This window comes from Pseudomonas sp. LD120 (assembly GCF_009861525.1).
In the GTDB taxonomy this organism is placed as follows: Bacteria; Pseudomonadota; Gammaproteobacteria; order Pseudomonadales; family Pseudomonadaceae; genus Aquipseudomonas.
Window position 1 is genome coordinate 3,197,316 of record NZ_WVHL01000005.1, and the last position, 22,400, is coordinate 3,219,715.

Below are 22,400 nucleotides of genomic sequence, written 5' to 3' on the forward strand. Positions count from 1 at the left end.
CCGCCACTTCTCTTGATCTGCTGCAACACCTGCCCCTCAATACTCTGAATAATGCTCGCGCATGCCTTTTTCCGCCGCTGTTGCTCCTACTAAGGGATCATGGTTAATGGCGTTCTGATGGCGTTTAATGCTGAAAAAATGAGAACAATACGGGGTGATAAACGTGTCAAGAGATGGATCTCTAGCGGTGCCGATCGCGCAACCGCTGGCAACACCCGAAGCCGCCCGTTGGTGGACTCCGACCTTGCAGACCCTGGCCCTGATGGTCCTGCTTGGCGCTCAGGCGTTGGGTGGCTGGCCGTTGTACCTGTGCCTGCCGCTGGCGGTGCTGGTGGTCTGGTTGCCCAGATTGCGAACGCGCAAAGCCGCCAACACCTCCTGCGCGGATGCCGATGATCCGTTGTCGGCGCTGACCCGCGACTTGTCCTACAGCACTACCCACAATGCACTGTCCGCTGCCGGCGTGGCCTATTCGGTGGCGCAACTGGCGGACAAACTGCAATCGCAGCTTGACGCCGCAGCGCTCATCGTCGGCAGCGCCGAAGTGATGATCAAGACTGAGGAGGCCACCTCCACGCTCAGTCAGCAAGCCCTGAGTGCCGCCAGCGAAGCCCACTCCAGCAGTGCCGAGGGGCGCAGTGTGTTGAAGGAGTCCATCAGTCGCATGCACTTGTTGAGCCAGCGGGCTAATGGCAGCCGTGAGCTGATCGAAGCCTTGAGCCAGCGCAGCGAGGAGATCCAGCGGGTGACGCTGGTGATCCAGTCCATCGCCAGCCAAACCAACCTGTTGGCCTTGAACGCGGCCATCGAAGCGGCGCGGGCCGGAGAGCACGGCCGTGGTTTTGCCGTGGTCGCCGACGAGGTGCGCGGGTTGGCCGGGCGCACCGCCACGGCCACCGATGAAGTCGGGGTGATGGTGGCGGATATTCAGCAACGCACCGCCGAGGTCGTCGAGCAGATCCGCCAACTGTCCGATGATTTGAACCTGGGGGTCGAGCAGGTGGAACACACCGGGCAGCATCTGGACAACATCGCTCGGCTGGCGGCGGGGGTGGAGGGGCAAGTCAGTGAGATCGCCCGAGGCGCGCAGACCAATCGCGAACAACTGGACAGCCTGTTCCATGCCGTGGAACAGATGCGCAGCGATCTGGCCATCAGCGACCAGCAGACCCGCAGCCTGGCCCAGGCAGCGGTACAGATGGAAGGGCAGGCGGAAACCATCAGTGAGCGCCTGGCCGCGGTGGGCCTGGATGATTACCACCAGCGCATCTATGACCTGGCCCGAGAAGGCGCCCGGCGTATCAGCCAGCAGTTCGAAACCGACCTGGCAGAAAACCGTATCAGCCTCGACGACCTGTTCGATCGCAACTACCAACTGATTGCCAACACCCAGCCGGCCAGGTACCAGACCCGTTTCGATCGCTACACCGATCAGGTCCTGCCAGCGATTCAGGAATCCTTGCTGCCACGCCACGATGGCTTGGTGTTCGCCATCGCCTGTACCCAGGAAGGCTATGTGCCAACCCACAACACGGTGTTCTCCCAGCCGCTGACCGGTGATCTTCAGGTGGACAACCTGCATAACCGCAGTAAACGCAAGTTCGCCGACCGCACCGGCATCCGTTGTGGCAGTCACCAGCAGCCATTGCTGTTGCAAACCTATACCCGCGACACCGGCGAGCTGATGCACGACCTGTCGGTGCCCATCATGGTGCAAGGGCGGCATTGGGGTGGCTTGCGACTGGGCTACAAACCCGAACGGGCCCCGTCGCAACCGGCTCGCTGAGCGCGCGGATTGTTACCGGGGGCGTAATGCAAATGTGCACAAACAGGCTGTTTCAGGACCGGGCAAATCATTAACATGCCGACATCGTTAGGTAACTAACAAACTTCCTGGAGGTGTCTCCATGTGCAGTCAAGTCGATGTGGCAGTGATGATTGGCAGTGGCGTGCCGCGCACGTTAAGGGGCCAGGGGCGCAAAGCCTGTTGGGTGGTGCTGGTCAATGGTGAGCAGCGTGGCACCGCCTTCGCCAGTCGCGCCGAGGCCGAAGAGTGCCAGCGAGCCTGGCAGGCGCAGTTGGCGGGTTGCCAGGGCGAGCGATACCTGAAGCACTCGGCTTGAGGGCCGGCGCCGGGCACTCCAGGGCCAGGCCTGGGTGCTCTCAGGGCCTGAAATAATCCGCTGTGGATCCTGGACTAGGCCATGACTTGAGCTTGGGCTGAAGGCAGCGCCATGGCTTGATGGGTTGCGGAACCTGAGTGGGTCTCATTGAGCGTCGCCAGCCCGGCCTTGGCCCGCAGGAGTGTTAGCTGCGGTTGTACGATCTGCTGTTTCAACTGACGAATGCGTTTTTACTTTGTCAGCAACAGCGCCTCGGCTTCGCTTTTCGCGCTGGAGCGGCTCAGTTCCGGGGTTTCGCCATCGTCGGACGCCTTCAGCGTCGCGGTACCGTGAGTGGAGGGAACCGTTGGGCCAGGCGAGTCGTGGATTTAAGTTAATCATCGTGATGCTCTTAAAACGGATCTCGCCTTTTATATCGGTCGCGCCGCCGTATCCATGACCGGCGCGGCGGGGATCAGAGGTTCAGGGCGCCCTGGTCGATGGCTTGCTTGAGGGCTTTGGCGGATTCCCTGGCCGCGCTTGCGGCTTCATCAGAGGTTTTGAACCAGCGGTCGCGTTCCACTTGATGGAAGCTGATCTGGTTCAGTGGAGGTTTGGCGCGCATGGCAATCACGGCCTGGAACTCGCCTTCGACTTCTCTGCACTCGCCACGAATGAAAAACTCGCCAATATCTAGTTCGGTCACTTCTAGCCTTCCCTTGGAGATGAGTGAGTGCTTGAACGAGCGCGTGACGCGCTCATTCAACCAGTGGCGGAGTATGGCAGTTGTTGCGTGGTGGTGGGCTGAGTTATGTCACCTTGATTTTAGGTGGCGACTAGTCTGGCGAGCCAAACTGAAACTTCTGATGCTCAACAACGGCAGTATCGCGCGCCGCCATGCAACGACAGGGGTTAGAATAGCGGCCGCTGAACGGCGGACGCGGGGCAATATGAGTGGATGTACGGCATAAACCTGGTTTGCATGAATGGCCAGGGAAGAAGTGCCTCTTCGCATTAAATAGTCGAAACCGGCAAAGTTGCTCTAGAATTGCGTCTGCAACCTGAAATAGCGGCTGATCCGGGGATTAATCATCAGGGCGCGCGCGGCCTTCTGGCTCGTCTAGGCGCTCTTCCCCGACTGCGCGTTGCGGTGATTTTCGGGCTGTCAGAACCAACTCCTTCAGCCTTCACATGTGCCTGATGCAGCGGCGAAGTACCCCTTGCCCGGCACTGTTGCAAGCGCTTTGGCCGAAGGAGTGCCAGGTTCACTTGAGTGACTAGATGGATGACTGACTGGGGTGAGTACGCCGCCATGGCGGTTTTTTGTGCTGTCCGTTTTTTCTAGGACGGCATCATTTTGAGTATCGGGGAGTGTTCCTTGGCAGTAAGTAATCTTGAAATGCATGCGCTGTTCGTATTGGGTGATTTGCGCGCAAAGCTGGTCAAGCAGTTTCAATCTCGTTTTGTCTACATCACCGAACAATCTGCCGAAGGCATCTATCTTGCCGAGATCGATACCGAGACGGCGCTGGTGGTGGACGATAAGCCGCGCCTGGAACTCAAGGTCGGTGATCATTTTCGCGCGGCGGTGCTGCCCAGTCGCGAAGGCGGCAAGCTGGAGATCCGCTTTCGCGAGATCAAACTGACCGTCTATGGCTTGGGTGACTACGCCTTTGTCAGCAGTCCTTTGGGCGAGGGGATCGTCTTCAAGGAAGGTCATAGCGTGGTGATGGTTTTTGCCGCCAACGAGCAACTGCAAGAAGGCCTGACCAAGACCCTCAAGGCGGTTTGTGCCAAGGCCGCCAAATTTCGCAAGGGCGAACTGATGAGCTTCAAGGCCAGCGAGTGATGAGCCAGGACCGCGCCGAGTTTCACCAGCAGCACCAGCAGGCCGCGAGTGACGAAGCTCAGCGCCTGTTCGCCGAGAAAGCGCGCTTGCAGGGCGCCTGGCTGAACTGGGTGGCCGGCCAGCTATACCACCTGCGCCCGGCGGCTTACGCCAGCATGGTGCGCCGCGAGTTGCAGCGCCTGCAGGAGCCGGCGGAGCCTTGATGGTCGATCCGGGGCTCGCCCTCGGTTGAAAATGCGGAACCTCTACTACAGTCAGTTGACTGAATGCTTCAGGGACCTGGCAGTTGTGTGTGGTGTGTCCCTTTTGCCCTGGTCACGATCCGAGAGGTGCACCCCATGAAAGGAATTCGAGCGCTGCTGACCAGCAGCCTGTTGGCCTTTGCCGTCTTGAACGCACCACCGGTGACAGCGGCCTCCGCGCCGATTCACTTCGCCGACCTGAACTGGGAGAGCGGCAGCCTGATCACCGAGATCCTGCGGATCGTGGTCGAGAAAGGGTATGGCCTGCCCACCGATACACTGCCGGGCACCACCATCACCCTGGAAACCGCCCTGGCCAACAACGATATCCAGGTGATTGGCGAAGAGTGGGCGGGGCGCAGCCCGGTGTGGGTCAAGGCCGAGGCCGAGGGCAAGGTGCTGGCCCTGGGGGACACAGTCAAGGGCGCCACCGAAGGCTGGTGGGTGCCGGAGTACGTGATCAAGGGCGATCCTGCCAGAGGCCTGAAGCCGCTGGCGCCGGAGTTGCGCAGCGTCACGGATCTGGCTCGCTACAAGGATGTGTTCAAGGACCCGGAAAGTCCGGACAAGGGCCGTTTCCTCAACAGCCCGATCGGCTGGACCTCGGAAATCGTCAACCAGCAGAAGCTCAAAGCCTATGGCCTGGAGGACAGCTACGTGAACTTTCGCAGTGGCTCCGGCGCGGCCCTGGATGCGGAGATCAGCTCGTCGATCCGTCGGGGCAAGCCGATCCTGTTCTACTACTGGTCACCGACGCCGCTGTTGGGGCGCTTCAAACTGGTCCAGCTGCAAGAGCCACCCTTTGATGCCGAGGCCTGGAAGACCCTGACCGACGCCAGCAACCCCAACCCGCGTCCGACCCGTTCCCTGGCCTCGAAGTTGTCGATTGGCGTGTCCGCGCCGTTTCACCAGCAGTACCCGCAACTGGTGAGTTTCTTTAGCCAGGTCGACCTGCCCATCGAGCCCCTCAACCAGGCCCTGGCGCAGATGAGCGAAAACCACAGCGCTCCCCGTGACGCGGCTCGCGCCTTCCTCAAGCAACACCCCGAGCTCTGGCGCGCCTGGGTGCCCCAGGACGTCGCCGCCAAAGTCGCCGCCGCCCTGATGTAGGACGCGGCTGGCCGGCGAAGAGGCCGGCAAGGCATGCGCCGCCCCGGGACCGCCTTCGCTGGCCGGCCAGCACCTAGACTTGCCCCGGCAGCGCAGGATATTCCCATAGGTGCCGGCTTATCGGCGAAGAGGCCGGCAAGGCATGCGCCGTTCCGGGACCGCCTTCGCTGGCCGGCCAGCACCTAGACTTGCCCCGGCAGCGCAGGATATTCCCATAGGTGCCGGCTTATCGGCGAAGAGGCCGGCAAGGCATGCGCCGTCCCAGGATCGCCTTCGCTGGGCAGCCGGCCACGGGGTCACGCCGCATCAGAAACGGGTCTGCAGCGCCAGCTCGAAGGTTCGCGGGGTGCCCAGGTAATACGCCGGGGACACATGGGCGAACTGGCCATAGACCTCGTTGGTCAGGTTGCGTACCCGGCCGGTGACGCTGGTGTGGCTGTCGACCCGGTAGCGCAGGAAGCTGCCGTACAGGGTGTAGGCGGGCAGAGTCAGGGTGTTGGCGTTGTCGGCGTACACCGAGGCCACGTAGCGGGCATCGACCCCGGTTTGCCAGCTCGGGGCCAGGTCATAGGTCAACCACAGGTTGGCCACCCGCTCGGGGACGTTGGTCGGGGTGTTGCCCTGGCGCGAGACCACCGCGCCGCTGGCAATTTTCTCGTTGAACTCGGCATATTCGGCGTCGACCCAGGCGAAGTTGGCTTGCGCCAGTAGCTTGGGCGTCACCCGCAGCGAGCTGGCCAGTTCGATACCCCTGGAGCTCTGCTGGCCCACGGGGATGCTGTTGGCCGGGTCCAGGGGATCGGTGACGGCAAAGTCCTTGCGTTCGATACGGTACGCGGCCAGGGTCGCCGAGCCGCGTCCGTCCAGGTAGTCGAACTTGCTGCCCACTTCCCATTGCTTGCCGGTGGATACCTCGAAGTTCTGGGTGCCGCTGGGCTGTTCGGCGGCCGTGCTGTATTGCACGTAGACGTTGGCGCTGGGCAGGAACTGCCAGGTCAGCCCCAGGCGCCCGGTGACCGGCTCCCAGCCGCGCTTGAGATGTCGCGGGTTGCTGGCGGTGATCACCCGGTGGTTGGTCAGGTCCAGGTCGATGGCGTCATAGCGCAGGCCGCTGAGCAGCGACAGCTCGTCGCTCAAGGCCAGGCGGTTCTCGACGAACAGGGCACGGGTGGTGACCTGGTTGGTCTTGTCCTTGACCCAGCGCTGGCGGGTGCCCTTCAGGTCATAGAAGTACCCCGGCTGGAAGTTGCCGGGGTCGACACTGTGGCTGGCCGGCACGTTCCACGGTGAGTTGGTGCTGCTGTTGACCTTGTATTCGAAGCCCCCGGACCAGGTGGTGTCGAGGCCGAACAATTGATCGTCATGGCGCAGTTCGAACTGGTTGCCGTCCTGCTGGCCCTGGTGCCGCACCAGGTAGGCGGTGGAACGGTTCACCCGACTGTTGTCGGCGTTGTACTGGTAGGTTTCCAGGTTGCGGTAGTCGCGCTGGCTGTCCAGGTGATAGAGGGTGTTGCGCAAGGTGGTGCTGGGGTTGATCCGGTAATCGATGATCGAGCGCAGCCACACGGTGCGCTGCTCGTACAGGCCGTCGGCGACGTTGTAGTTGTTGAAGCGGTTGTGCTTGTCGATCTTCAGCTCGCCGGCCTTGGGGTTGCGCACCGGGGTGCCCCAGTAGGGGCTGTCTTCGTGCTCGTCCTGGTATTCCACGGCCAGGGTGTGCGACAGCTCCGGGCTCAGGTCGCTGAGCAGCGAAAAGGCCAGGCTCCAGGCGTCCCGTTCCTGGCGGTCGATGTAGCCGTTGCTGGTGTTGTGGCTGACGTCGAAGCGCGCGTAGTGCTCCACCTCGGCGCCGGCCGGGCTGAGGGCATGATTGACCCCGAAGGCGGTCTGCGTGGTGTCGTAGCTGCCGTAGCCGAGCAGGCCTTCGACCGCCTGTTCACGCCGCTCCGCCAGTTTGGTCACGTAGTTCAGCGAGCCGCCCACGGAGCCGGCGCCGTTGATCAGCGACGAGGGCCCGCCCACCAGTTCCACCCGGTCATAGATCCAGGCGTCCACCGGCCGCGCCAGGCCGGTGGCGACGTTGATGCCGTTGAACATCTGGGTGATCTGGCTGCTGGTGAAGCCGCGGTAGGAGACAAAACCGCCAAACCCCGGCGGGGCGCTGGCGTTGACCCCGGGCAGGGCGTTGGCGGCGTCCTGAAAGGTGCGGTCGCCACGGCGCTCCAGGTCCTGGCGACTGGCCACAGCCACCGAGGCCGGCGTCTCCCGCAGGCTCAGGCCCAGGCGCGAGGCCATGCCGCTGGACTGCTCCAGGTTCAGGCCGGGCTCGGCGTCCGGCTCGTCGGCGCCAATGGTGGTGGGGGCCAGCTCAAGGCCGTTCTGGGCCCAGGCGTCAGCACACAGGCAGCCCAACAGGCTCGCCAGTAAAGGAAGGTGTTTCATCGGTGCATCCTGAATTCTTGTCTAGGAAAAGGCCCACGAACGCGCGCTGCGCGACAGCACAGTGGGCCGGTTGAGCACGAGCAAGAGTCAGGCGAGAGGCGGTGCCCGAGGATGGGCCGGGGGCCAGGTGAAACGGAGGGGAAGAGGGCTTTGAAGCTGGCGGGCCAGCGGCGGCGCCTGGGGTTGGGGCAACAGCGCCAGGGTGACGCTGGTGTTCAGTGCCGGCCCCATGCCGCCGGTGGAGCACAGCGGGCAACCAAAGGCCTTGGACAGGGTGGGCAAGGAGTCCTGGTCAGCCGGCTGCTGCGACGGCGCCTGGGTCCTGGGCTCGATGCTGCAGAACTGGCCGCCGATGCCGTTGAGTTGCAGGCCGAGCATCTGCCCGTGACCGATGCTGCAGGCGAACACGTTGAACAGGACGCAGCAATACAGCATCCAGGCAACGAGTGAGCGATCGGTGCGGGCAAATTTCATGGGGCGGCACTTTAACATCGAGGCGACGAACGCACTTACAAAAACGTGCAATCGAGTCCATTCTCCTTACGACTTTTTTACAAGGACGTCTGAACATGAACCTTCTGCTTGCACAGGGGATGGCTGGCATTTTTCTGTTGATCAGCCTGGTCCACCTGTACTGGGCTGCCGGAGGCAAGCGCGGCAGCGATGCGGTGATTCCACAGGTGCCGGGGCCGCTTCCCGGGCAGAGCCAACCGGCCTTTCAGCCTCCTGCCCTGGCCTCCTTGCTGGTGGCGGTGGGGCTGCTGCTGGTGGCCATGCTGGTGTGCCTGCGGGTCGGGCTCTATCTGCCGACCGTGACCCATCCGTCCCTGCAATGGGTGATCAGCGCCATTGCCTTGCTGATGTTCGCCCGGGCCATCGGCGACTCCGAACTGGTGGGGTTCTTCAAGCAGGTGCGTGACTCGAAGTTCGCCCGTCTCGACACCCTGTTCTATTCCCCGCTGTGCGTGGTGCTGGGCGCCGGTTTGCTGGTGCTGGCCTGGGCCTGAAGGGCAAGCCCGCCCACTGTGGGCGCTGGCTTGTGTAGGAGCTGGCTTGCCAGCCGATTCGCTGCAAGGCTCAAAGGCCTCTTCGCCGGCAAGCCGGTATCTACATGGGGTGGTGCGCTCAGTTGCCGCTTTCGTTGCGTTTACTGCTGACCTCTGCCGGCACATCGTCGCCGGCCATGCGCTTGCGAAACAGCGCCGCCCGGGCCAGCAGCAGGGTGGTGACCGGCACGGTGATCGACAGCAGGATGGGGATCAGCCAGGCGTGCAGCACCGGTGTCGACTTGAGTGTCGAGAAGTACAGGATCGAGGCCAGCGCCACGGTCCAGGAACCCATGGTCGAGGCCAGTGCCGGCGGGTGCATGCGCTGGAAGTAGCTCTTCATGCGCAGGATGCCCACTGCACCGATCAGGGCGAAGACGCTGCTGATCAACAGCAGCAGGGCCACCAGGCTTTCCACCCACAGTGGCAGTTGTTCCAGGCTGTTCATTCGATCACCTCGCCACGCAGCAGGAATTTGGCCAGGGCGAAGGAGCCGACAAAGCCGAACAGGGCAATCAGCAACGCGGCTTCGAAGTAGGTGTCACTGGCGTAGCGCACGCCCAGCACCAGCATCATCAGCATCGCCAGGATGTACAGGTAGTCCAGGGCCAAGACCCGGTCCTGGGCCGAAGGACCCTTGAACAGGCGCACCAGGGTCAGGACCATGGCCAGGGAAAAGATGAACAGGCTCAGCAGTATTGCGTTGGTCAACAGGACGCTCATTCGAAAATCTCCATCAGCGGGCGCTCGTACGTCGCCTTGAAATGCTGAATAAACCGAGCCTCATCATCCAGGTCGAAGACGTGCAGCAAGAGGATGCTGCGATCCAGGGACAGTTCGGACCAGACCGTGCCGGGCACCACCGTGGTGATGGTGGACAGCGCCGCCAGGCCGTTGGCGTCTCGCAGCTCCAGAGGCACCTTGACAAAGGCCGAGCGCACGGGGCGGCGCGCATGGTTGAGCACGCCCCAAGCCACCAGCAGGTTCGACACCAGTACATCGCCGCCGACCCGCAGCAACAGGCGCAGGATGGTGCCGGGGCGGCGGATACGGATCGGCAAGGGCCGTAGCGGACGCATCAGCAAGGGCGCGAGGAAGGCCAGGATGGCCCCCAGCAGCAGATTGCCGGGGCTGATGGACAGGTTCAGCACCAGCCACAACAGCCACAGCGCCAGGGACAGGAAGGGGGCGGGAAACAGGCGTTTCATGGTTGCACCTCCGCCGCCGCTGCGGCCTTGGACTCAGGGCTGAGTACGGTGCGGGTGCCCAGTACCGCCATCACATAATGCTCCGGGTGGTTGAGGCTGTCGGCGGTGGCCTGGGTGAAGCGCAGCAGCGGCTCGGCCTTGAAACTGAGGAGCACGCAGAGCCCCAGCAGGGCCACGATCGGCAGGCATTCCAGGCGTCGCAGTACCGGCGAGGGACGCTCCTCCGGGGTCCAGAAACGCTGGATGCCCAGGCGCGTAAAGGCCACCAGCGAAGCCAGACCGGACAGGATCAGCAGCGCCAGGAAGCACCAGCCCGCCACCGAGATCGGCGGGCCATCGCCGGCACCCAGGCCCAGTGGGTTGAGCAGGGCGGCAATCAGGTTGAGCTTGCCGATAAAGCCCGACAGCGGTGGCATACCGATGATCAACAGGGCGCAGGCAATGAAGCTCAGGCCGAGGAAGGCCATGGTCCAGGGGATCACCTGGCCCACCACCACTTGCCGTTCATCGTCGAGGTTGGTGCCCCGAGGGGGATGCAGCGACTCCATGGGCCGCGGCAGGACTTCTCCTTCATCCTCCAGGGGCATTTCGTTGGCCGAACGCGAACGTTCGATCAGTTCTGCCAGCAGGAACAGCGCGCACAGCGCCAGGGTCGAGCTGAACAGGTAGAACAGCGCCGCCCCGGTCAGCGCCGGCTGGGCGAAGCCGATCACCGAGAGCAAAATTCCCGCCGACACCAGGATGCTCAGGCTGGCCATGCGTTCCAGGCGCTGGGCGGCGAGAATCGCCAGGGCCGCGCAGAAAATCGTCGCCATGCCGCCATACACCAGCCACTGGCCGCCAAAGTAGGCGGAGGCCCCGGCCTGCCCGGAAAACAACAGGGTCCACAGGCGCAGCACGGTGTAGATGCCGACCTTGGTCATGATGGCGAACAGCGCCGCCACTGGTGCGCTGGCCGAGGAGTAGGCCGGCACCAGCCAGAAGTTCAGCGGCCACATCCCGGCCTTGGCCAGGAAGGCAATGGCCAGGATCGCCGTACCCGCGTGCAGCAGGCCCCGGTCGGCTTCCGGCACCAGCGGGATCTTCATCGCCAGGTCGGCCATGTTCAGGGTCCCGGTGACTCCGTAGATCATCGCCGCGCCGATCAGGAACAGCGACGAGGCCAGCAGGTTGATGGTGATGTAATGCAAGCCTGAAGACACCCGCGCCCGTCCCGAGCCGTGCAGCATCAGGCCATAGGAGGCCGCCAGCAGCACCTCGAAGAACACAAACAGGTTGAACAGGTCGGCGGTGAGGAAGGCCCCGTACAGCCCCATCAACTGGATCTGGAACAGCGCATGGAAGCTGGCTCCGGCGCTGTCCCAGCGGGCCATGGCGAACAGCAGCGCACTGACCCCGATGATGCCGGTGAGCACCAGCATCAGCGCCGACAGGCGATCCACCACCAGAACGATGCCAAAGGGCGCCTGCCAGTTGCTCGGCAAGTACACGCCAAAGGAGCCGCTGGCACCCTGGACCTGGGTCCAGTACAGCAGGTAGCAGGCCAGGCCCAGCCCCAGCAGGCTGGAGACCAGGTTGATCCGTGCCTTGAGCGGACGGCGTTTTTCTCCCAGCAGCAACATGATCGCCGCAGTCAGCAGCGGCAGGAGGATGGGAGCGATGATCAGGTGCGATAACGAGCTCATTCCTTGGGCTCCCGGCCGTCGACGTGGTCAGTGCCGGTCAGGCCCCGGGACGCCAGAAGCACCACCAGAAACAGCGCGGTCATGGCGAAGCTGATGACGATGGCGGTGAGCACCAGGGCCTGGGGCAGCGGGTCAGTGTAGTGCAGCAGGTCTTGAGGCACGCCGTCCTTGATGATTGGCTCCTTGCCGATGAACAGACTGCCCATGCTGAAAATGAACAGGTTGACCGCGTAGGACAGCAGACACAGGCCCATCACCACCTGGAAGGTCCGTGGGCGCAGCACCAGCCAGACGCCGGAAGCGGCGAGGACGCCAATGGCGATTGCGATGACTTCTTCCATCAGGCGGCTCCGCTCTTGATCAGGGATTTGGACTGGCTGGCCGGCTTGTGGGCCCGCACCGACTGGTGCGCCAGGGCGGTGAGGATCAGCAGGGTGGCGCCCAGCACCACGGCGTATACGCCCACGTCGAAGAACAGCGCGCTGGCGACATGGATATCACCGAACAGCGGCAGGTCCACGTGCATCGTGTGGGTGGTGAGGAACGGATAGCCCCAGGCCAGGGCGCCAAGCCCGGTGACCAGGGCGAACAGCAACCCGGCGCCCATCCAGCGCAGCGGCCGCACGCTCATCTGCGCCTCGACCCATTGGGTGCCCGCCACCATGTACTGGAGGATAAAGGCCACCGACATCACCAGTCCGGCGACGAAACCGCCGCCGGGCAAGTTGTGCCCACGCATGAACAGGTAGAACGACACCACCAGGGCGATCGGCAGCAGCAGGCGCACCAGCACCGCCGGCACCATCATGAACCCCAGGGCGGTATCGCTGGCGTGGCGCGGGTTGACCAGGTCGGTGACCACGTCCGGGGCCAGCAGGCGCTGCTGTGCCGGCAACTGCATGCTCTCTTTGGGAGGACGGAAGCGTCGTAGCAGGGCGAACACGGTCAAGGCCACCGCCACCAGCACGGTGATCTCGCCAAAGGTATCGAAGCTGCGGAAGTCCACCAGGGTCACGTTGACCACGTTGGTGCCACCGCCTTCGGGCAGGGCCCGGCTGAGGTAGAACGAGGAAATGTCGTTGGGGGTCGGCCTGGTCAGCATGGCGTAGGACAGCACCGCCATGCCCAGGCCCACGGCGGCCGACAGGCTCAAGTCGCGCAGGCGACGAATCCGTGCCTTGCGCACGCTGCTGGGCAGTGGCGAAACTTCTTCGATCCGCCGTGGCAGCCAGCGCAGGCCGAGGAGGATCAGCACGGTGGTCACCACCTCCACCACCAGTTGGGTCAGGGCCAGGTCCGGCGCCGAGAACCAGACGAAGGTGACGCAGGTCATCAGCCCACAGACGCTGACCATGGTCAGGGCCGCCAGTCGGTGGTATTTGGCTTGCCAGGCGGCGCCCAGGGCACAGGCAATGGCCAGCAGCCAGAAGGTCACGAAGACAATCGAGCCGGGGATCTTCGGCCGCTCGCCCCAGGTCAATTGGCTGTACAGCATGGGGATCAGACCGGTGATCACTGCCGCCAGGATCAGCACGAACAACTGCGTTTGCAGGCGCTTGGTGCTCAGACGCCGTTCCAGGCGGCGGGCCAGGCGGGTCATGCCCACCAGGCAGCGCTCGAACAGGCGCTTGCCGTTGAAGCGACCGACCCCAGGCGGGTAGGCGAACGTGCCGCGCACCAGTGGCTTGCGCAGCAGTCGATAGAGGACGATGCCGCACGACATGGCGATCAGGCTCATGATCATCGGCGCGTTGAGGCCATGCCAGATCGCCAAGCTGTATTCGGGCAGGGTGCCACCGACCACCGGGCGCGCCGCTGCGGCCAATAGCGGGCCGATGACCTGCGCCGGGAACATGCCTACCAGCAGGCAGGTGAACACCAGCAACTCCACTGGCGCACGCATCCAGCGCGGTGGCTCATGCGGCGTGTGGGGCAGGTCAGTGGCCGGTTCGCCAAAAAACACATCGACGGTAAAGCGCAGGGCATAGGCGACGCTGAAGGTCCCGGCGAGGGTGGCGATCACCGGCAGGGCGATTTCCACCCAGGCGCTGGAGTTGATGAACACTGTCTCGGCGAAGAACATCTCCTTGGACAAAAAGCCGTTGAGCAGCGGCACCCCGGCCATCGAGGCGCTGGCGACCATGGCCAGGGTCGCGGTGTAGGGCATCAGTTTGATCAGGCCGTTGAGCTTGCGAATGTCGCGGCTGCCGCTTTCGTGGTCGATGATCCCGGCGGCCATGAACAGCGAGGCCTTGAAGGTGGCGTGGTTGAGGATATGGAACACCGCGGCCACCGCCGCCAGCGGGCTGTTCAGGCCCAGCAGCAGGGTGATCAGGCCCAGGTGGCTGATGGTGGAGTAGGCCAGCAGGCCCTTGAGGTCGTTCTGGAACATCGCGCAGTAGGCGCCTAGCACCAGGGTGCAGGCCCCGGCGCCGCTGACGATGTAGAACCATTCTTCGGTGCCGGACAACGACGGCCACAGGCGGGCCAGCAGAAACACCCCGGCCTTGACCATGGTCGCCGAGTGCAGATAGGCCGAGACCGGCGTCGGCGCGGCCATGGCGTGGGGCAGCCAGAAGTGGAAAGGGAATTGCGCGCTTTTGCTCAGGGCGCCCAGCAGGATCAGTGGCAACAGGATCGGGTAGAGCGCATGGGCGCGGATCTTGTCTCCGGCAGCGAGCACCTGATCCAGGTCGTAGCTGCCGACCACATGGCCGAGCAGCATGACCCCGGCCAGCAGGCACAAGCCCCCGGCACCGGTGACCATCAGTGCCATGTAGGCCCCGCGGCGGGCGTCGGAGCGGTGGTGCCAATAGCCGATCAGCAGGAACGAGAACAGGCTGGTGAGCTCCCAGAAGAACACCATCTGGATCAGGTTGCCGGAGATCACCAGGCCGAGCATGGCCCCCATGAACGCCAGGAAAAAGGCGAAGAAGCGCGGCACCGGATCTTGCGGCGACATGTAATAACGCGCATAGAGCGCCACCAGCGTGCCGATCCCCAGCACCAGCAGCGAGAACAACCAAGCGAAACCGTCCAGGCGCAGCACGAAGTTCAGTCCCAGGCTCGGCAGCCAGGTATATTCCTCGCGGATCACCCCGCCATCGGCGATCTGCGGGTAAAGCAGCGCCACGGCAATGGTGCCGAGCAAGGCCACCAGACCGGTCAGCAGGGATTCGCTATTGCGTGCGTTGTGCGGCAACACGGCCGCCAGACAGCTGCCGATGAACGGCAGAAGCAGTAGAACTATCAGGGACATAGGCTTCTAATCTGCGGAAAAGTATGACGCATAATACGTGCCAGGCTCTGCATCACCAACCGCCACGCGCGACCAGGCAGGGATGAGAAATGTTACATGTGCTTTCAAAGGTAGGGGGCAAAAGCCTGATGCGCCCGTTCCCCGCGGGCTGTGTGGCCAATGCCCTGCCCGGGTCACATCACCACAAGGATCGACAAGGGTGCACATGACTAAAGGATCGGCCTTGGGCCGGCTGTTTCGACGGGGCTGTTTTGCCGTGTTGTTCACCGCCCTAGGCGCCGGGTTGGGGATCGGTCTGGAGCATTATCTCGACCGTCCCAAGAGGCTCGCCACCCGCCAGGCGCTGGTCATTGACGGCCGCCCAGGGGATGACCGGACCTACCGCTTGCCGCCCGGCACTGTGCTCTACTTCGACCGCGCCTTCCCTGAAGGGCATGTGCGTTACCGCGCCTATTTTTACTACCGGGGTGAACCGGAGCATGACCGGCTGCCACTGGAAGCCAAGCATCGCGGCTTATTGATCGTCCCGGCCTGGCTGTCCGCCCCGGAGCCTGATGCGCCTTCGTTGTCATCCGCCGGGGGCGGTGCCGGCCTGCCCGCGCCGGTGGGCGCTGAGCGTTGAGGCCGTGGCCTTGCGCGCGACCCGAGGGGGACGCACAATGCGCGGAAAATTGGGCAGTATACTGCGCAGGGCGAAAGGGTGAGCAATATAGTGCACAAGGATAACCTCCAGCGGGCTTCGGTCCTGCAACACGTCAGCCTCAACGTGCGCCGTCTGCGTCATGCCGCCGGCCTGAGTCAGAGCGCCTTGGCGGAAAAATCCGCTGTCAGCCGACGGATGCTGGTGGCCATCGAGGCGGGGGAGAAGAACGTCAGCCTCGGCACCCTGGACCGAGTGGCGCAAGCCCTGAACGTCGTCTTCAGCGATCTGATCCAGGCCCCGGACTCACGCGATCCGAGCCGCATCAACGAATTGGCCTGGGCCGGCGCGATCCCCGGCAGCAAGGCGGTGTTGCTGGCCAAGGCCGACGCCAGCCGTGAGGTGGAGCTCTGGGAGTGGAGCCTGGAGCCTGGCGAGGTCTATCACTCGGAATGCGACGCGATGGGCTGGAGCGAACAGTTGTATGTGTTCCAGGGCTGCCTGACGGTGTTTTTCGGTGATCGCGAACGGCGTCTGGAAAGTGGCGATTTCTTCATGTTTGCCAGCCATGTGCCCCATGGTTATCGCAATGACGGTGCTCAAGCCACGCGCTTTGTGCGCAACGTCGTGATCTGACAAGCCCGCACCCGGAGCGGGCCTTGGTCGAGGCGTGCTCCGGCGGGGTGTTGAAGGGCGCTCGCAGATCTGTGCTGCGCGCTTCTGCTGGCCGACGCGGTCGGTCGAAGGTGCCGGCGCTCTCCTACTTTGGTACTGCTCGATGAACCTGGTGAAGGCTTGACGCTTATGATCGGCACGGTGCTTTTCAGCTGTCGCGCCGCCCAGTCGCCAGGCGCAAGTGAGCGCGCGGGGCACCTGCCGTTGCTGGGTTGGGGCAATGTGCACAACCACCGCCAGGGCAAACACTGATCGTGAGAACGCCATGAGCCAAACCCACAGTGCACCGGGCATCCACGATGCCCAGATCCTGATCGTCGGCGGAGGCCTCAGCGGCGCCTTGTTGGCGGCGCAATTGCTGCGCCTGCCGGGCCGGCGCCGGCTGCTGGTGATCGAGCCGCGCGGCGAGCTGGGGCGCGGCGAAGCCTACAGCGCCATGGAACTGGGGCACACCCTGAACGGCAATGCGGCGCGCATGAGTGTCGATCCAGACGACGCCGACGACCTGACTCGCTGGCTCACTCAGCACATTGCCGGCGGTGGCTGGCCCGAATCGCGGCAGCAGGCGGTGCCGATCAGCGAACTGTTTATGCCTCGCGGGCTGTTTGGCGTTTATGTCCAGCAGCGGCTGGCCGAGGCGCAAGCGGTTGGCGCGCTGCACGGCTCGACACTCAGCCACGTGCGCGGCGAAGCGGTGGACCTGCAGATCGAGCGCGACGGCGTTTGCCTGACCCTGGCCGATGGCCAGCAGCGCCAGGGCGCTGTGGCCGTGCTGGCCACGGGCATGTTCCCTGCGGCGCGTACCCCGCAGACTTGCTCCAGCGGCCTCAACGCAGCGGCGCTGGACCCTTGGGACGTGGCCGCGATGGCCCGCCTCGATCCTTTATCGACGGTGCTGATCATCGGTTCCGGGTTGACCATGGTGGACGCCGCAGTGTCCCTGGGGCAGGCCGGGCATCGCGGGCCGATCGAAGTGTTTTCCCGCCATGGGCTGCTGCCGCATGTCCGCCGTCAGCCACCGGCCTGGGACGACTTTCTGGGGCGCGCGCCGAACCTTCGCAGCCCACGCCAACTGCTGCGCGAGCTGCGTCAGCAGTGCCGCCAGGCGCAGGCCCTGGGCATCGACTGGCAGGCACCGCTGGACACTGTACGGGGCCATATCCCGCGCCTGTGGAGCCAGGCCACGGATGGCCAACGCCGGCAGTTCGTGCGTCATGTGCGACCGTGGTGGGAAAGCCATCACCACCGTTCGCCGCCCTTGAGTGCCGAGTGGGTGGCGCGCCTGCACGAGGCGGGGCGACTGCGAATTCATGCGGCGTCCTATCAAGGACTGGAGCCCGGCCAAGGTGGTCGTTTGGCGATCCGGCTGCGTTATCGCGGCACAGAGCACAGCGCAGTGGTGCAGGGCGATGCGCTGATCAACTCCAGCGGTATCGAATACGACTGGCGCAAAGTGGCCCGGCCATTGCCCCAGCAACTGCTGGCCCGCGGCTGGGTGACGCCGGGACCGCTGGCCCTGGGCATTCGCGCCGCCGCCGATGGCGCCGTGTACAACGCCCATGGCCAGGCGGCCGAACGGCTATTCGCCCTGGGGCCGCCCCTGCGTGGGATGTGGTGGGAAAGCACGGCCGTGACCGATGTGGCCCTGCAAGCCAAGGCCCTGGCAGCGCGCCTAGCGGCCTTCTCCTGATACCCCGTCGGTCGCGCACGCCTGGGCAGGCGGCGCGGTGCTTGGCGTTGCAGAAGGCTCTGCGGGCCCTGTCGCAGCTTCGCCACGACTCAACTGCGGCGACAGGGGCGTGTGGTTGGGGTGGGCAAGGCACTGGGTGTGGCGGGCGGGGTCAGAAGCGCAGGGTCGCGCCGCTGGTCAGCCAGCGGTCGCGGGCGTCGGTCAGGTGCTGGCCAAGGATCAGGTCCAGGTCCAGGTGCTGGCCCAGGTGCAGGCGCGGGCCGGCCTGCCAGCCCTGTTCGCCGCGGCGTTGGCCATAGCGCTCGGCAATCAGGGTCAGGCCTGGCATCAGGTCGTATTCGATGCCGCTGCCCCAGGTCCAACGGAGGTTCTGTTCTCCTTCGTCATAGGCATGGGTCCAGCCGGCATTGAGGTTCAGGCGCAGGCGGTCGCTGGCGCTGAAGGTCAGGGGCAGGGCGAGGTCGGCGCCGTCGACGCTGTGGTGGCGGTTCAGGGCCCAGTGGGCGGAGCCGGCCAAGGCCAGTTGCAGCCCCAGGTCTTGGCGGTCCAGCAGGGCGATCTTGAGCTGGGGGCTGAGCTGGGTTTCGCCCTGGCCGTCAGCCTGCTGGCGCTGCACCGCGGCCCCCAGTTGCACCCAAGGCAGTTGGCTGAAGGTACAGGCCGGGGCAAGCACGCTGTTATGGCTGGAGCCTGGGTGCCGGGTGCTCTGGTACCAGGCATCGACGTTGCATTCCCCGGCGGCATTGATGGCGCCGTCATCCACCACGTAGGCGCCGCCGGCGGCCTGAGCCTTGGAGCACAGGGCCAGGGTCGCGGTGATGCCAGCGGTGAGGGCGAGGAACAGCAGGTTGCGTTTGAGCATGCGGCTTTTCGCGGCAGGCAGGGAGTGGCCCCAGGAGGCGCAACGCGAGGAACGATGTGGACGGTGCTTGGACATGGCGGATCTCATTCTGTATCAGGCGCCGGGCCGTGCTGTTCGGCAACCGGCGCGGGTGAGTGCTGCGTGGGGTGGGTTTACTGCGCGTCCACCGACAGGGTCTGGATGCCGCGCACCTGGGCCTGGGTCAGCAGCGCTTCGGTGTCTTCCCCGCCGGGCAGGGCGAGGACGATGTCCGGGCGGCTGTCGGCCAGCATGAAACTGTTGCGCAGGCGCTCGGCGTGTTTGCCGTGCAGTTGCCAGTTAGGCGGGTAGCGGACGATGTGGGCCCCGGTCTCCCGGGCCCAGTCCTCGATGTGGGCGCCGAGGAACTGGCTGCCACCGTGGATCACCACCCGCACTTCGTGCAGGCGCTGGAAGGCTTCCAGGACCTGGCGGCACAGGCGGCTGTCGGCGTAGTAGCGACCGGCGCAGATCAGGACGCGCATGGGGTGTCCTCCTTGGCCCCGGCCACGGGATGCTCGGCGCTCGGCACTTCGGCCAGCGGCTCGCCGAGCTGGCTGTGTTCGATGTCGCGCTCACCGGCGCGCTCCAGGGCCGGATAGGCCAGGGCGGCGATGTGATGGTGGACCCGGCGGTAGTCGCGCAGCAGGCGCTGGAAGATGTCCCCGGATTCGGCCCAGGCGCTCTGGTCTTCGCGCAGTTGGCGAAAGTGCTCGCGGCCGGCGGCGGCTTCCAGGCGCCGCACGGTTTTCTTGCGTGCCAGCAGTTGGTGGGCGGTGGGCAGGTCCTCGCGCAGGAACACGGTGATCGCCAGGCTCAGGCTGTCCAGCAACTCCTGGTGCAGCGGGTACAGCGTGCCCAGCTCGAACTCGGAAAAGGCCTCGCCACGACGCAGACGCCGTACTGCCAATTGCGCCAGGCTGGTGGAAAGAATGTCGCCGGCGTGTTCCAGGTTGATCACCAGCAGCAGGATCTCCTGGGAGCGGTCGGCATCCTGGTCGCTGATGCCTTCCTTGCCGACGTCCGCCAGGTAGGCGCGGATCGCCGCGCTGAGCAGGTCCAGGGACTGATCGATGTGCCGCACCTGCTCGGCATGGGTGATGCTTGAGGTGCGAAACAGCTGCAGCACCCGGTCGAGCATGCTCGAAAGCATGTCGGCCATGCGCAGGGCTTCGCGGGCGGCGTTGGCCAGGCCGATATTGGTCACTTCCAGGCCGGCCTGGTCCAGGTACAGCGGCATGCCCGGATCGGTGACCGGGGCGGGAGTCGGCAGCAGACGGATCAGCAGCTTGCCCAGGGGCTCGGTGACGCCAATGAACAGCAGGCCCAGGATCAGGCTGAAGGCGCTGTGCAGGTAGACCACCAGCAACTCCGGTGGCAGGGCCTGCACTGTGTCCAGGCGGGCCAGGGCGGCGATCCAGGGCAGCACCAGGACCACGCCCACCAGGCGCACCAGCAGGTTGCCCAGGGGCAGGCGCCGGGCCAGGTTGTCGCTGGCGCCGAGCAGGGACGGCAGGGTGCCGCCCAGGTTGACCCCCAGCACCAGGGCCATGCTGGTGGCTGGCGACAGCAGGCCGGTGCCGGCCAGGGAGGCGATCAGCAGCACCACCGCGACGCTGGAGTGGCACATCCAGGTCAGCAGCATGGCCACCAGCAGCGCCAGCAACAGGTCGCCGTCGAGGCTGGTCATCACCAGCTGGAACACCGGGGTGCTTTCCACCGCGCCCAGGGTGGCGCCGAGCAGGCCCAGGGCCAGCAGCATCAGGCCCAGGCCGATCAGCGCGCAGCCGATGCTTTCAAAGCGCGAGTCGTCCCGTAGGCGCAAGGTCAAGAAACCCACCAGTAGCGCCACTGGCGCCGCCAGTGAGAGGTCGAGGCTGAGCAGCTGGACCACCAGGGTCGAGCCGATGTTGGCCCCCAGCATCACCGCTAGGGCGGGGGCCAGGCCCAGGGTGCCGGCGGCGGTAAAGGAGCTGGCCATCAGGCTCACCGCGGTGCTGCTTTGCAGCACGCCGGTGATGCCGACGCCGCACAGCAGCGCCAGCCAGCGGTTGTTCAGGTGTTGCCCGAGCCAGTGCCGCAGCGGGCTGCCGAAGCCGCGCAGGAGTGAGCCGCAGATCATCTGCGACCCCCAGAGCAGCAGGGCGATGGCCCCGGCCAGGTTGATCAGAAGAGTGGTGCCCGACATGAGTGTGCTCCCGGGTCGGTGACAGGTTCAGGCGATCGCCACGCGCAGCGAGGCGCGGGTGAGGGCGGCGCTGAAACCCAGCAAAAAACGAATTTCAACGACGCTCAGCAGGCCGCGGACATACAGCCGGATGCTCATGCGGGTGAGCAGGCGAGCGCAGGTGCACAGGCTGCAGACCAGCAGGGCCTGGAGGCCGCGTTGCAACATGGAAAAAGGCTTGAGATACATGGCGATGCTCCTTTCGGGCGAACAGCGTCGCCGTCGGCAGGGCGCTGGCCGCGCCGACGGTGGCATCGTTGGTCAGGTGTATCGGGCGCGGCCGTCCGAGGGCGGCCGCGCCGGGCTCACGCCCTTAGAACCAGGCCCTTAGAACCACTGCTTGAAGCGGCGGATGTACAGGGTCTTCATGGTCTGGGCGACCACGCAGTAGGCGAGCAGGGTGCCCACCAGCCACGGGAAGTATTCCCACGGCAGCGGCACCAGGCCGACCATGCTGCCCAGGGGCGAGAAGGGCACGTAGATCCCCAGCGCCATCACCAGCCCCGTGGCCAGCATGACCGGCAAGGCGGCGGTGCTCTGGATGAACGGGATCTTGCGGGTGCGCAGCATGTGCACCACCAGGGTCTGCGAGAGCAGGCCTTCGATGAACCAGCCGGACTGGAACAGGGCGGCCATTTCCACGCTGTTGGCGGCGAACACGTACCACATCAGGGCGAAGGTGGTGATGTCGAAGATCGACGAGGTCGGCCCGATCCACAGCATGAAGCGCCCGATGTTCTTGGCGTCCCACTTGCGTGGCTTGGCCAGGTATTCCTTGTCCATCTTGTCCCACGGCAGCGCCAGTTGGGAGAAGTCGTACATCAGGTTCTGCAGCAGCAGGTGGATCGCCAGCATCGGCAGGAAGGGGATGAAGGCACTGGCCACCAGCACCGAGAACACGTTGCCGAAGTTGGAGCTGGCGGTCATGTTCAGGTACTTCATGATGTTGCCGAAGGTCTCGCGACCCTTGATCACCCCTTCCTCCAGCACCATCAGGCTCTTTTCCAGAAGGATGATGTCCGCCGATTCCTTGGCGATGTCGGTGCCGCTGTCTACCGAGATGCCGACGTCGGCATCGCGCAGGGCCGGGGCGTCGTTGATGCCGTCGCCGAGAAAGCCCACGGTGTGGCCGTTGGCTTGCAGAGCCTTGAGCACCCGGGACTTCTGCAGCGGGGTGAGCTTGGCGAACACCGTGCGTTCTTCCACCAGGCGCGCGAGCACCTGGTCATCCATGTGCTCGATGTCGCGCCCCAGCAGCGGTTCGCCCGCTTCCAGGCCGACTTCGCGGCAGATCTTGGCGGTGACGATGGGGTTGTCGCCGGTCAGTACTTTCACCGTGAGCCGT

23 protein-coding genes are annotated in these 22,400 nt (G+C 64.7%); 9 read left to right on the top strand and 14 right to left on the bottom strand.

Annotation, left to right across the window (positions count from 1 at the left end; genetic code table 11):
* Positions 1-163 precede the first annotated feature (163 nt).
* Positions 164-1,786 carry a methyl-accepting chemotaxis protein gene (locus PLD_RS29090; RefSeq protein WP_159898133.1) on the top strand — a complete coding sequence of 541 codons (1,623 nt, stop codon included), beginning with the start codon at positions 164-166 and terminating at the stop codon, positions 1,784-1,786.
* Between the two features lie 121 nt (positions 1,787-1,907).
* Positions 1,908-2,123, top strand: coding sequence for a hypothetical protein (locus PLD_RS29095; protein ID WP_159898134.1), 216 nt, complete (start codon positions 1,908-1,910; stop codon positions 2,121-2,123).
* 454 nt (positions 2,124-2,577) lie between these two features.
* On the opposite strand, the gene PLD_RS29100 is transcribed toward PLD_RS29095, so the two are convergent.
* Positions 2,578-2,808: a hypothetical protein gene (locus tag PLD_RS29100; protein ID WP_159898135.1), complete on the bottom strand. Its 231-nt coding sequence runs from the start codon at positions 2,806-2,808 to the stop codon at positions 2,578-2,580.
* Between the two features lie 672 nt (positions 2,809-3,480).
* Between PLD_RS29100 and PLD_RS29105 the strand changes: the two genes are divergently transcribed.
* From PLD_RS29105 to PLD_RS29115, 3 genes are all read left to right on the top strand, one after another.
* Positions 3,481-3,951, top strand: coding sequence for a hypothetical protein (locus PLD_RS29105; RefSeq protein WP_159898136.1), 471 nt, complete (start codon positions 3,481-3,483; stop codon positions 3,949-3,951).
* Positions 3,951-4,154 (top strand): hypothetical protein, encoded by a 204-nt coding sequence (locus PLD_RS29110; RefSeq protein ID WP_159898137.1) that lies wholly within the window; start codon positions 3,951-3,953, stop codon positions 4,152-4,154. Before PLD_RS29105 ends, PLD_RS29110 begins: the two co-directional genes overlap by 1 nt.
* Positions 4,155-4,289: 135 nt before the next feature.
* A complete protein-coding gene (locus PLD_RS29115; RefSeq protein ID WP_159898138.1) occupies positions 4,290-5,303 on the top strand; it encodes an ABC transporter substrate-binding protein in 1,014 nt (337 codons plus the stop codon).
* A gap of 306 nt (positions 5,304-5,609) precedes the next feature.
* Here the strand turns inward: PLD_RS29115 and PLD_RS29120 are convergent, their stop codons facing one another.
* Together PLD_RS29120 and PLD_RS29125 are read right to left on the bottom strand one after the other, a co-directional pair.
* A complete protein-coding gene (locus PLD_RS29120; RefSeq protein ID WP_159898139.1) occupies positions 5,610-7,745 on the bottom strand; it encodes a TonB-dependent siderophore receptor in 2,136 nt (711 codons plus the stop codon).
* An 87-nt stretch (positions 7,746-7,832) separates the two neighbouring features.
* On the bottom strand, positions 7,833-8,219 hold the full coding sequence (locus PLD_RS29125; RefSeq protein ID WP_178116222.1) for a DUF2946 domain-containing protein: 387 nt from the start codon (positions 8,217-8,219) through the stop codon (positions 7,833-7,835).
* A gap of 95 nt (positions 8,220-8,314) precedes the next feature.
* Between PLD_RS29125 and PLD_RS29130 the strand changes: the two genes are divergently transcribed.
* Entirely contained in the window at positions 8,315-8,752 is a 438-nt protein-coding gene (locus PLD_RS29130) for a DUF3995 domain-containing protein (protein WP_159898140.1), read from the top strand.
* Positions 8,753-8,870: 118 nt separating this feature from the next.
* On the opposite strand, the gene PLD_RS29135 is transcribed toward PLD_RS29130, so the two are convergent.
* The 6 genes from PLD_RS29135 to PLD_RS29160 are packed head-to-tail and all read right to left on the bottom strand — an operon-like array spanning position 8,871 to position 14,943.
* Positions 8,871-9,239 carry a Na+/H+ antiporter subunit G gene (locus PLD_RS29135; RefSeq protein ID WP_159898141.1) on the bottom strand — a complete coding sequence of 123 codons (369 nt, stop codon included), beginning with the start codon at positions 9,237-9,239 and terminating at the stop codon, positions 8,871-8,873.
* Positions 9,236-9,514 carry a K+/H+ antiporter subunit F gene (locus PLD_RS29140; RefSeq protein ID WP_011060903.1) on the bottom strand — a complete coding sequence of 93 codons (279 nt, stop codon included), beginning with the start codon at positions 9,512-9,514 and terminating at the stop codon, positions 9,236-9,238. The genes PLD_RS29135 and PLD_RS29140 overlap by 4 nt, the downstream gene beginning before the upstream one ends.
* Positions 9,511-9,999, bottom strand: coding sequence for a Na+/H+ antiporter subunit E (locus PLD_RS29145; protein WP_159898142.1), 489 nt, complete (start codon positions 9,997-9,999; stop codon positions 9,511-9,513). The genes PLD_RS29140 and PLD_RS29145 overlap by 4 nt, the downstream gene beginning before the upstream one ends.
* Positions 9,996-11,684, bottom strand: coding sequence for a monovalent cation/H+ antiporter subunit D (locus tag PLD_RS29150; protein WP_159898143.1), 1,689 nt, complete (start codon positions 11,682-11,684; stop codon positions 9,996-9,998). The genes PLD_RS29145 and PLD_RS29150 overlap by 4 nt, the downstream gene beginning before the upstream one ends.
* Positions 11,681-12,025 (bottom strand): Na+/H+ antiporter subunit C, encoded by a 345-nt coding sequence (locus PLD_RS29155; RefSeq protein ID WP_159898144.1) that lies wholly within the window; start codon positions 12,023-12,025, stop codon positions 11,681-11,683. Before PLD_RS29155 ends, PLD_RS29150 begins: the two co-directional genes overlap by 4 nt.
* Positions 12,025-14,943 carry a monovalent cation/H+ antiporter subunit A gene (locus tag PLD_RS29160; protein ID WP_159898145.1) on the bottom strand — a complete coding sequence of 973 codons (2,919 nt, stop codon included), beginning with the start codon at positions 14,941-14,943 and terminating at the stop codon, positions 12,025-12,027. Before PLD_RS29160 ends, PLD_RS29155 begins: the two co-directional genes overlap by 1 nt.
* Before the next feature lie 205 nt (positions 14,944-15,148).
* On the opposite strand from PLD_RS29160, the gene PLD_RS29165 reads away from it, so the two are divergent.
* From PLD_RS29165 to PLD_RS29175, 3 genes are all read left to right on the top strand, one after another.
* On the top strand, positions 15,149-15,565 hold the full coding sequence (locus PLD_RS29165; protein WP_178116223.1) for a hypothetical protein: 417 nt from the start codon (positions 15,149-15,151) through the stop codon (positions 15,563-15,565).
* A 90-nt stretch (positions 15,566-15,655) separates the two neighbouring features.
* Positions 15,656-16,219: a helix-turn-helix domain-containing protein gene (locus tag PLD_RS29170; RefSeq protein WP_159898146.1), complete on the top strand. Its 564-nt coding sequence runs from the start codon at positions 15,656-15,658 to the stop codon at positions 16,217-16,219.
* A gap of 304 nt (positions 16,220-16,523) precedes the next feature.
* Positions 16,524-17,948, top strand: a complete 1,425-nt coding sequence (locus PLD_RS29175) for an FAD/NAD(P)-binding protein (protein WP_159898147.1) — start codon at positions 16,524-16,526, stop codon at positions 17,946-17,948.
* Positions 17,949-18,099: 151 nt separating this feature from the next.
* On the opposite strand, the gene PLD_RS29180 is transcribed toward PLD_RS29175, so the two are convergent.
* From PLD_RS29180 to mgtA, 5 genes are all read right to left on the bottom strand, one after another.
* Positions 18,100-18,885, bottom strand: a complete 786-nt coding sequence (locus PLD_RS29180) for a hypothetical protein (protein WP_159898148.1) — start codon at positions 18,883-18,885, stop codon at positions 18,100-18,102.
* Positions 18,886-18,962: 77 nt separating this feature from the next.
* Entirely contained in the window at positions 18,963-19,313 is a 351-nt protein-coding gene (locus PLD_RS29185; RefSeq protein WP_159898149.1) for a DUF2493 domain-containing protein, read from the bottom strand.
* Positions 19,301-21,016, bottom strand: coding sequence for a Na/Pi cotransporter family protein (locus PLD_RS29190; protein WP_159898150.1), 1,716 nt, complete (start codon positions 21,014-21,016; stop codon positions 19,301-19,303). Before PLD_RS29190 ends, PLD_RS29185 begins: the two co-directional genes overlap by 13 nt.
* A gap of 27 nt (positions 21,017-21,043) precedes the next feature.
* Positions 21,044-21,244: a hypothetical protein gene (locus tag PLD_RS29195; RefSeq protein ID WP_159890807.1), complete on the bottom strand. Its 201-nt coding sequence runs from the start codon at positions 21,242-21,244 to the stop codon at positions 21,044-21,046.
* Positions 21,245-21,382: 138 nt separating this feature from the next.
* A partial coding sequence (gene mgtA / locus PLD_RS29200) for a magnesium-translocating P-type ATPase (RefSeq protein ID WP_159898151.1) occupies positions 21,383-22,400 on the bottom strand: 1,018 nt, incomplete at its 5' end.

Bases quoted from the DNA above. Each gene is read 5' to 3' on its own strand.
- PLD_RS29095 (WP_159898134.1), top strand. From the start codon at position 1,908: ATGTGCAGTCAAGTCGATGTGGCAGTGATGATTGGCAGTGGCGTGCCG.
- PLD_RS29110 (WP_159898137.1), top strand. From the start codon at position 3,951: ATGAGCCAGGACCGCGCCGAGTTTCACCAGCAGCACCAGCAGGCCGCG.
- PLD_RS29115 (WP_159898138.1), top strand. From the start codon at position 4,290: ATGAAAGGAATTCGAGCGCTGCTGACCAGCAGCCTGTTGGCCTTTGCC.
- PLD_RS29120 (WP_159898139.1), bottom strand. From the start codon at position 7,745: ATGAAACACCTTCCTTTACTGGCGAGCCTGTTGGGCTGCCTGTGTGCT.
- PLD_RS29125 (WP_178116222.1), bottom strand. From the start codon at position 8,219: ATGAAATTTGCCCGCACCGATCGCTCACTCGTTGCCTGGATGCTGTAT.
- PLD_RS29130 (WP_159898140.1), top strand. From the start codon at position 8,315: ATGAACCTTCTGCTTGCACAGGGGATGGCTGGCATTTTTCTGTTGATC.
- PLD_RS29135 (WP_159898141.1), bottom strand. From the start codon at position 9,239: ATGAACAGCCTGGAACAACTGCCACTGTGGGTGGAAAGCCTGGTGGCC.
- PLD_RS29140 (WP_011060903.1), bottom strand. From the start codon at position 9,514: ATGAGCGTCCTGTTGACCAACGCAATACTGCTGAGCCTGTTCATCTTT.
- PLD_RS29145 (WP_159898142.1), bottom strand. From the start codon at position 9,999: ATGAAACGCCTGTTTCCCGCCCCCTTCCTGTCCCTGGCGCTGTGGCTG.
- PLD_RS29150 (WP_159898143.1), bottom strand. From the start codon at position 11,684: ATGAGCTCGTTATCGCACCTGATCATCGCTCCCATCCTCCTGCCGCTG.
- PLD_RS29155 (WP_159898144.1), bottom strand. From the start codon at position 12,025: ATGGAAGAAGTCATCGCAATCGCCATTGGCGTCCTCGCCGCTTCCGGC.
- PLD_RS29160 (WP_159898145.1), bottom strand. From the start codon at position 14,943: ATGTCCCTGATAGTTCTACTGCTTCTGCCGTTCATCGGCAGCTGTCTG.
- PLD_RS29165 (WP_178116223.1), top strand. From the start codon at position 15,149: ATGACTAAAGGATCGGCCTTGGGCCGGCTGTTTCGACGGGGCTGTTTT.
- PLD_RS29175 (WP_159898147.1), top strand. From the start codon at position 16,524: ATGAGCCAAACCCACAGTGCACCGGGCATCCACGATGCCCAGATCCTG.
- PLD_RS29180 (WP_159898148.1), bottom strand. From the start codon at position 18,885: ATGTCCAAGCACCGTCCACATCGTTCCTCGCGTTGCGCCTCCTGGGGC.
- PLD_RS29185 (WP_159898149.1), bottom strand. From the start codon at position 19,313: ATGCGCGTCCTGATCTGCGCCGGTCGCTACTACGCCGACAGCCGCCTG.
- PLD_RS29190 (WP_159898150.1), bottom strand. From the start codon at position 21,016: ATGTCGGGCACCACTCTTCTGATCAACCTGGCCGGGGCCATCGCCCTG.
- PLD_RS29195 (WP_159890807.1), bottom strand. From the start codon at position 21,244: ATGTATCTCAAGCCTTTTTCCATGTTGCAACGCGGCCTCCAGGCCCTG.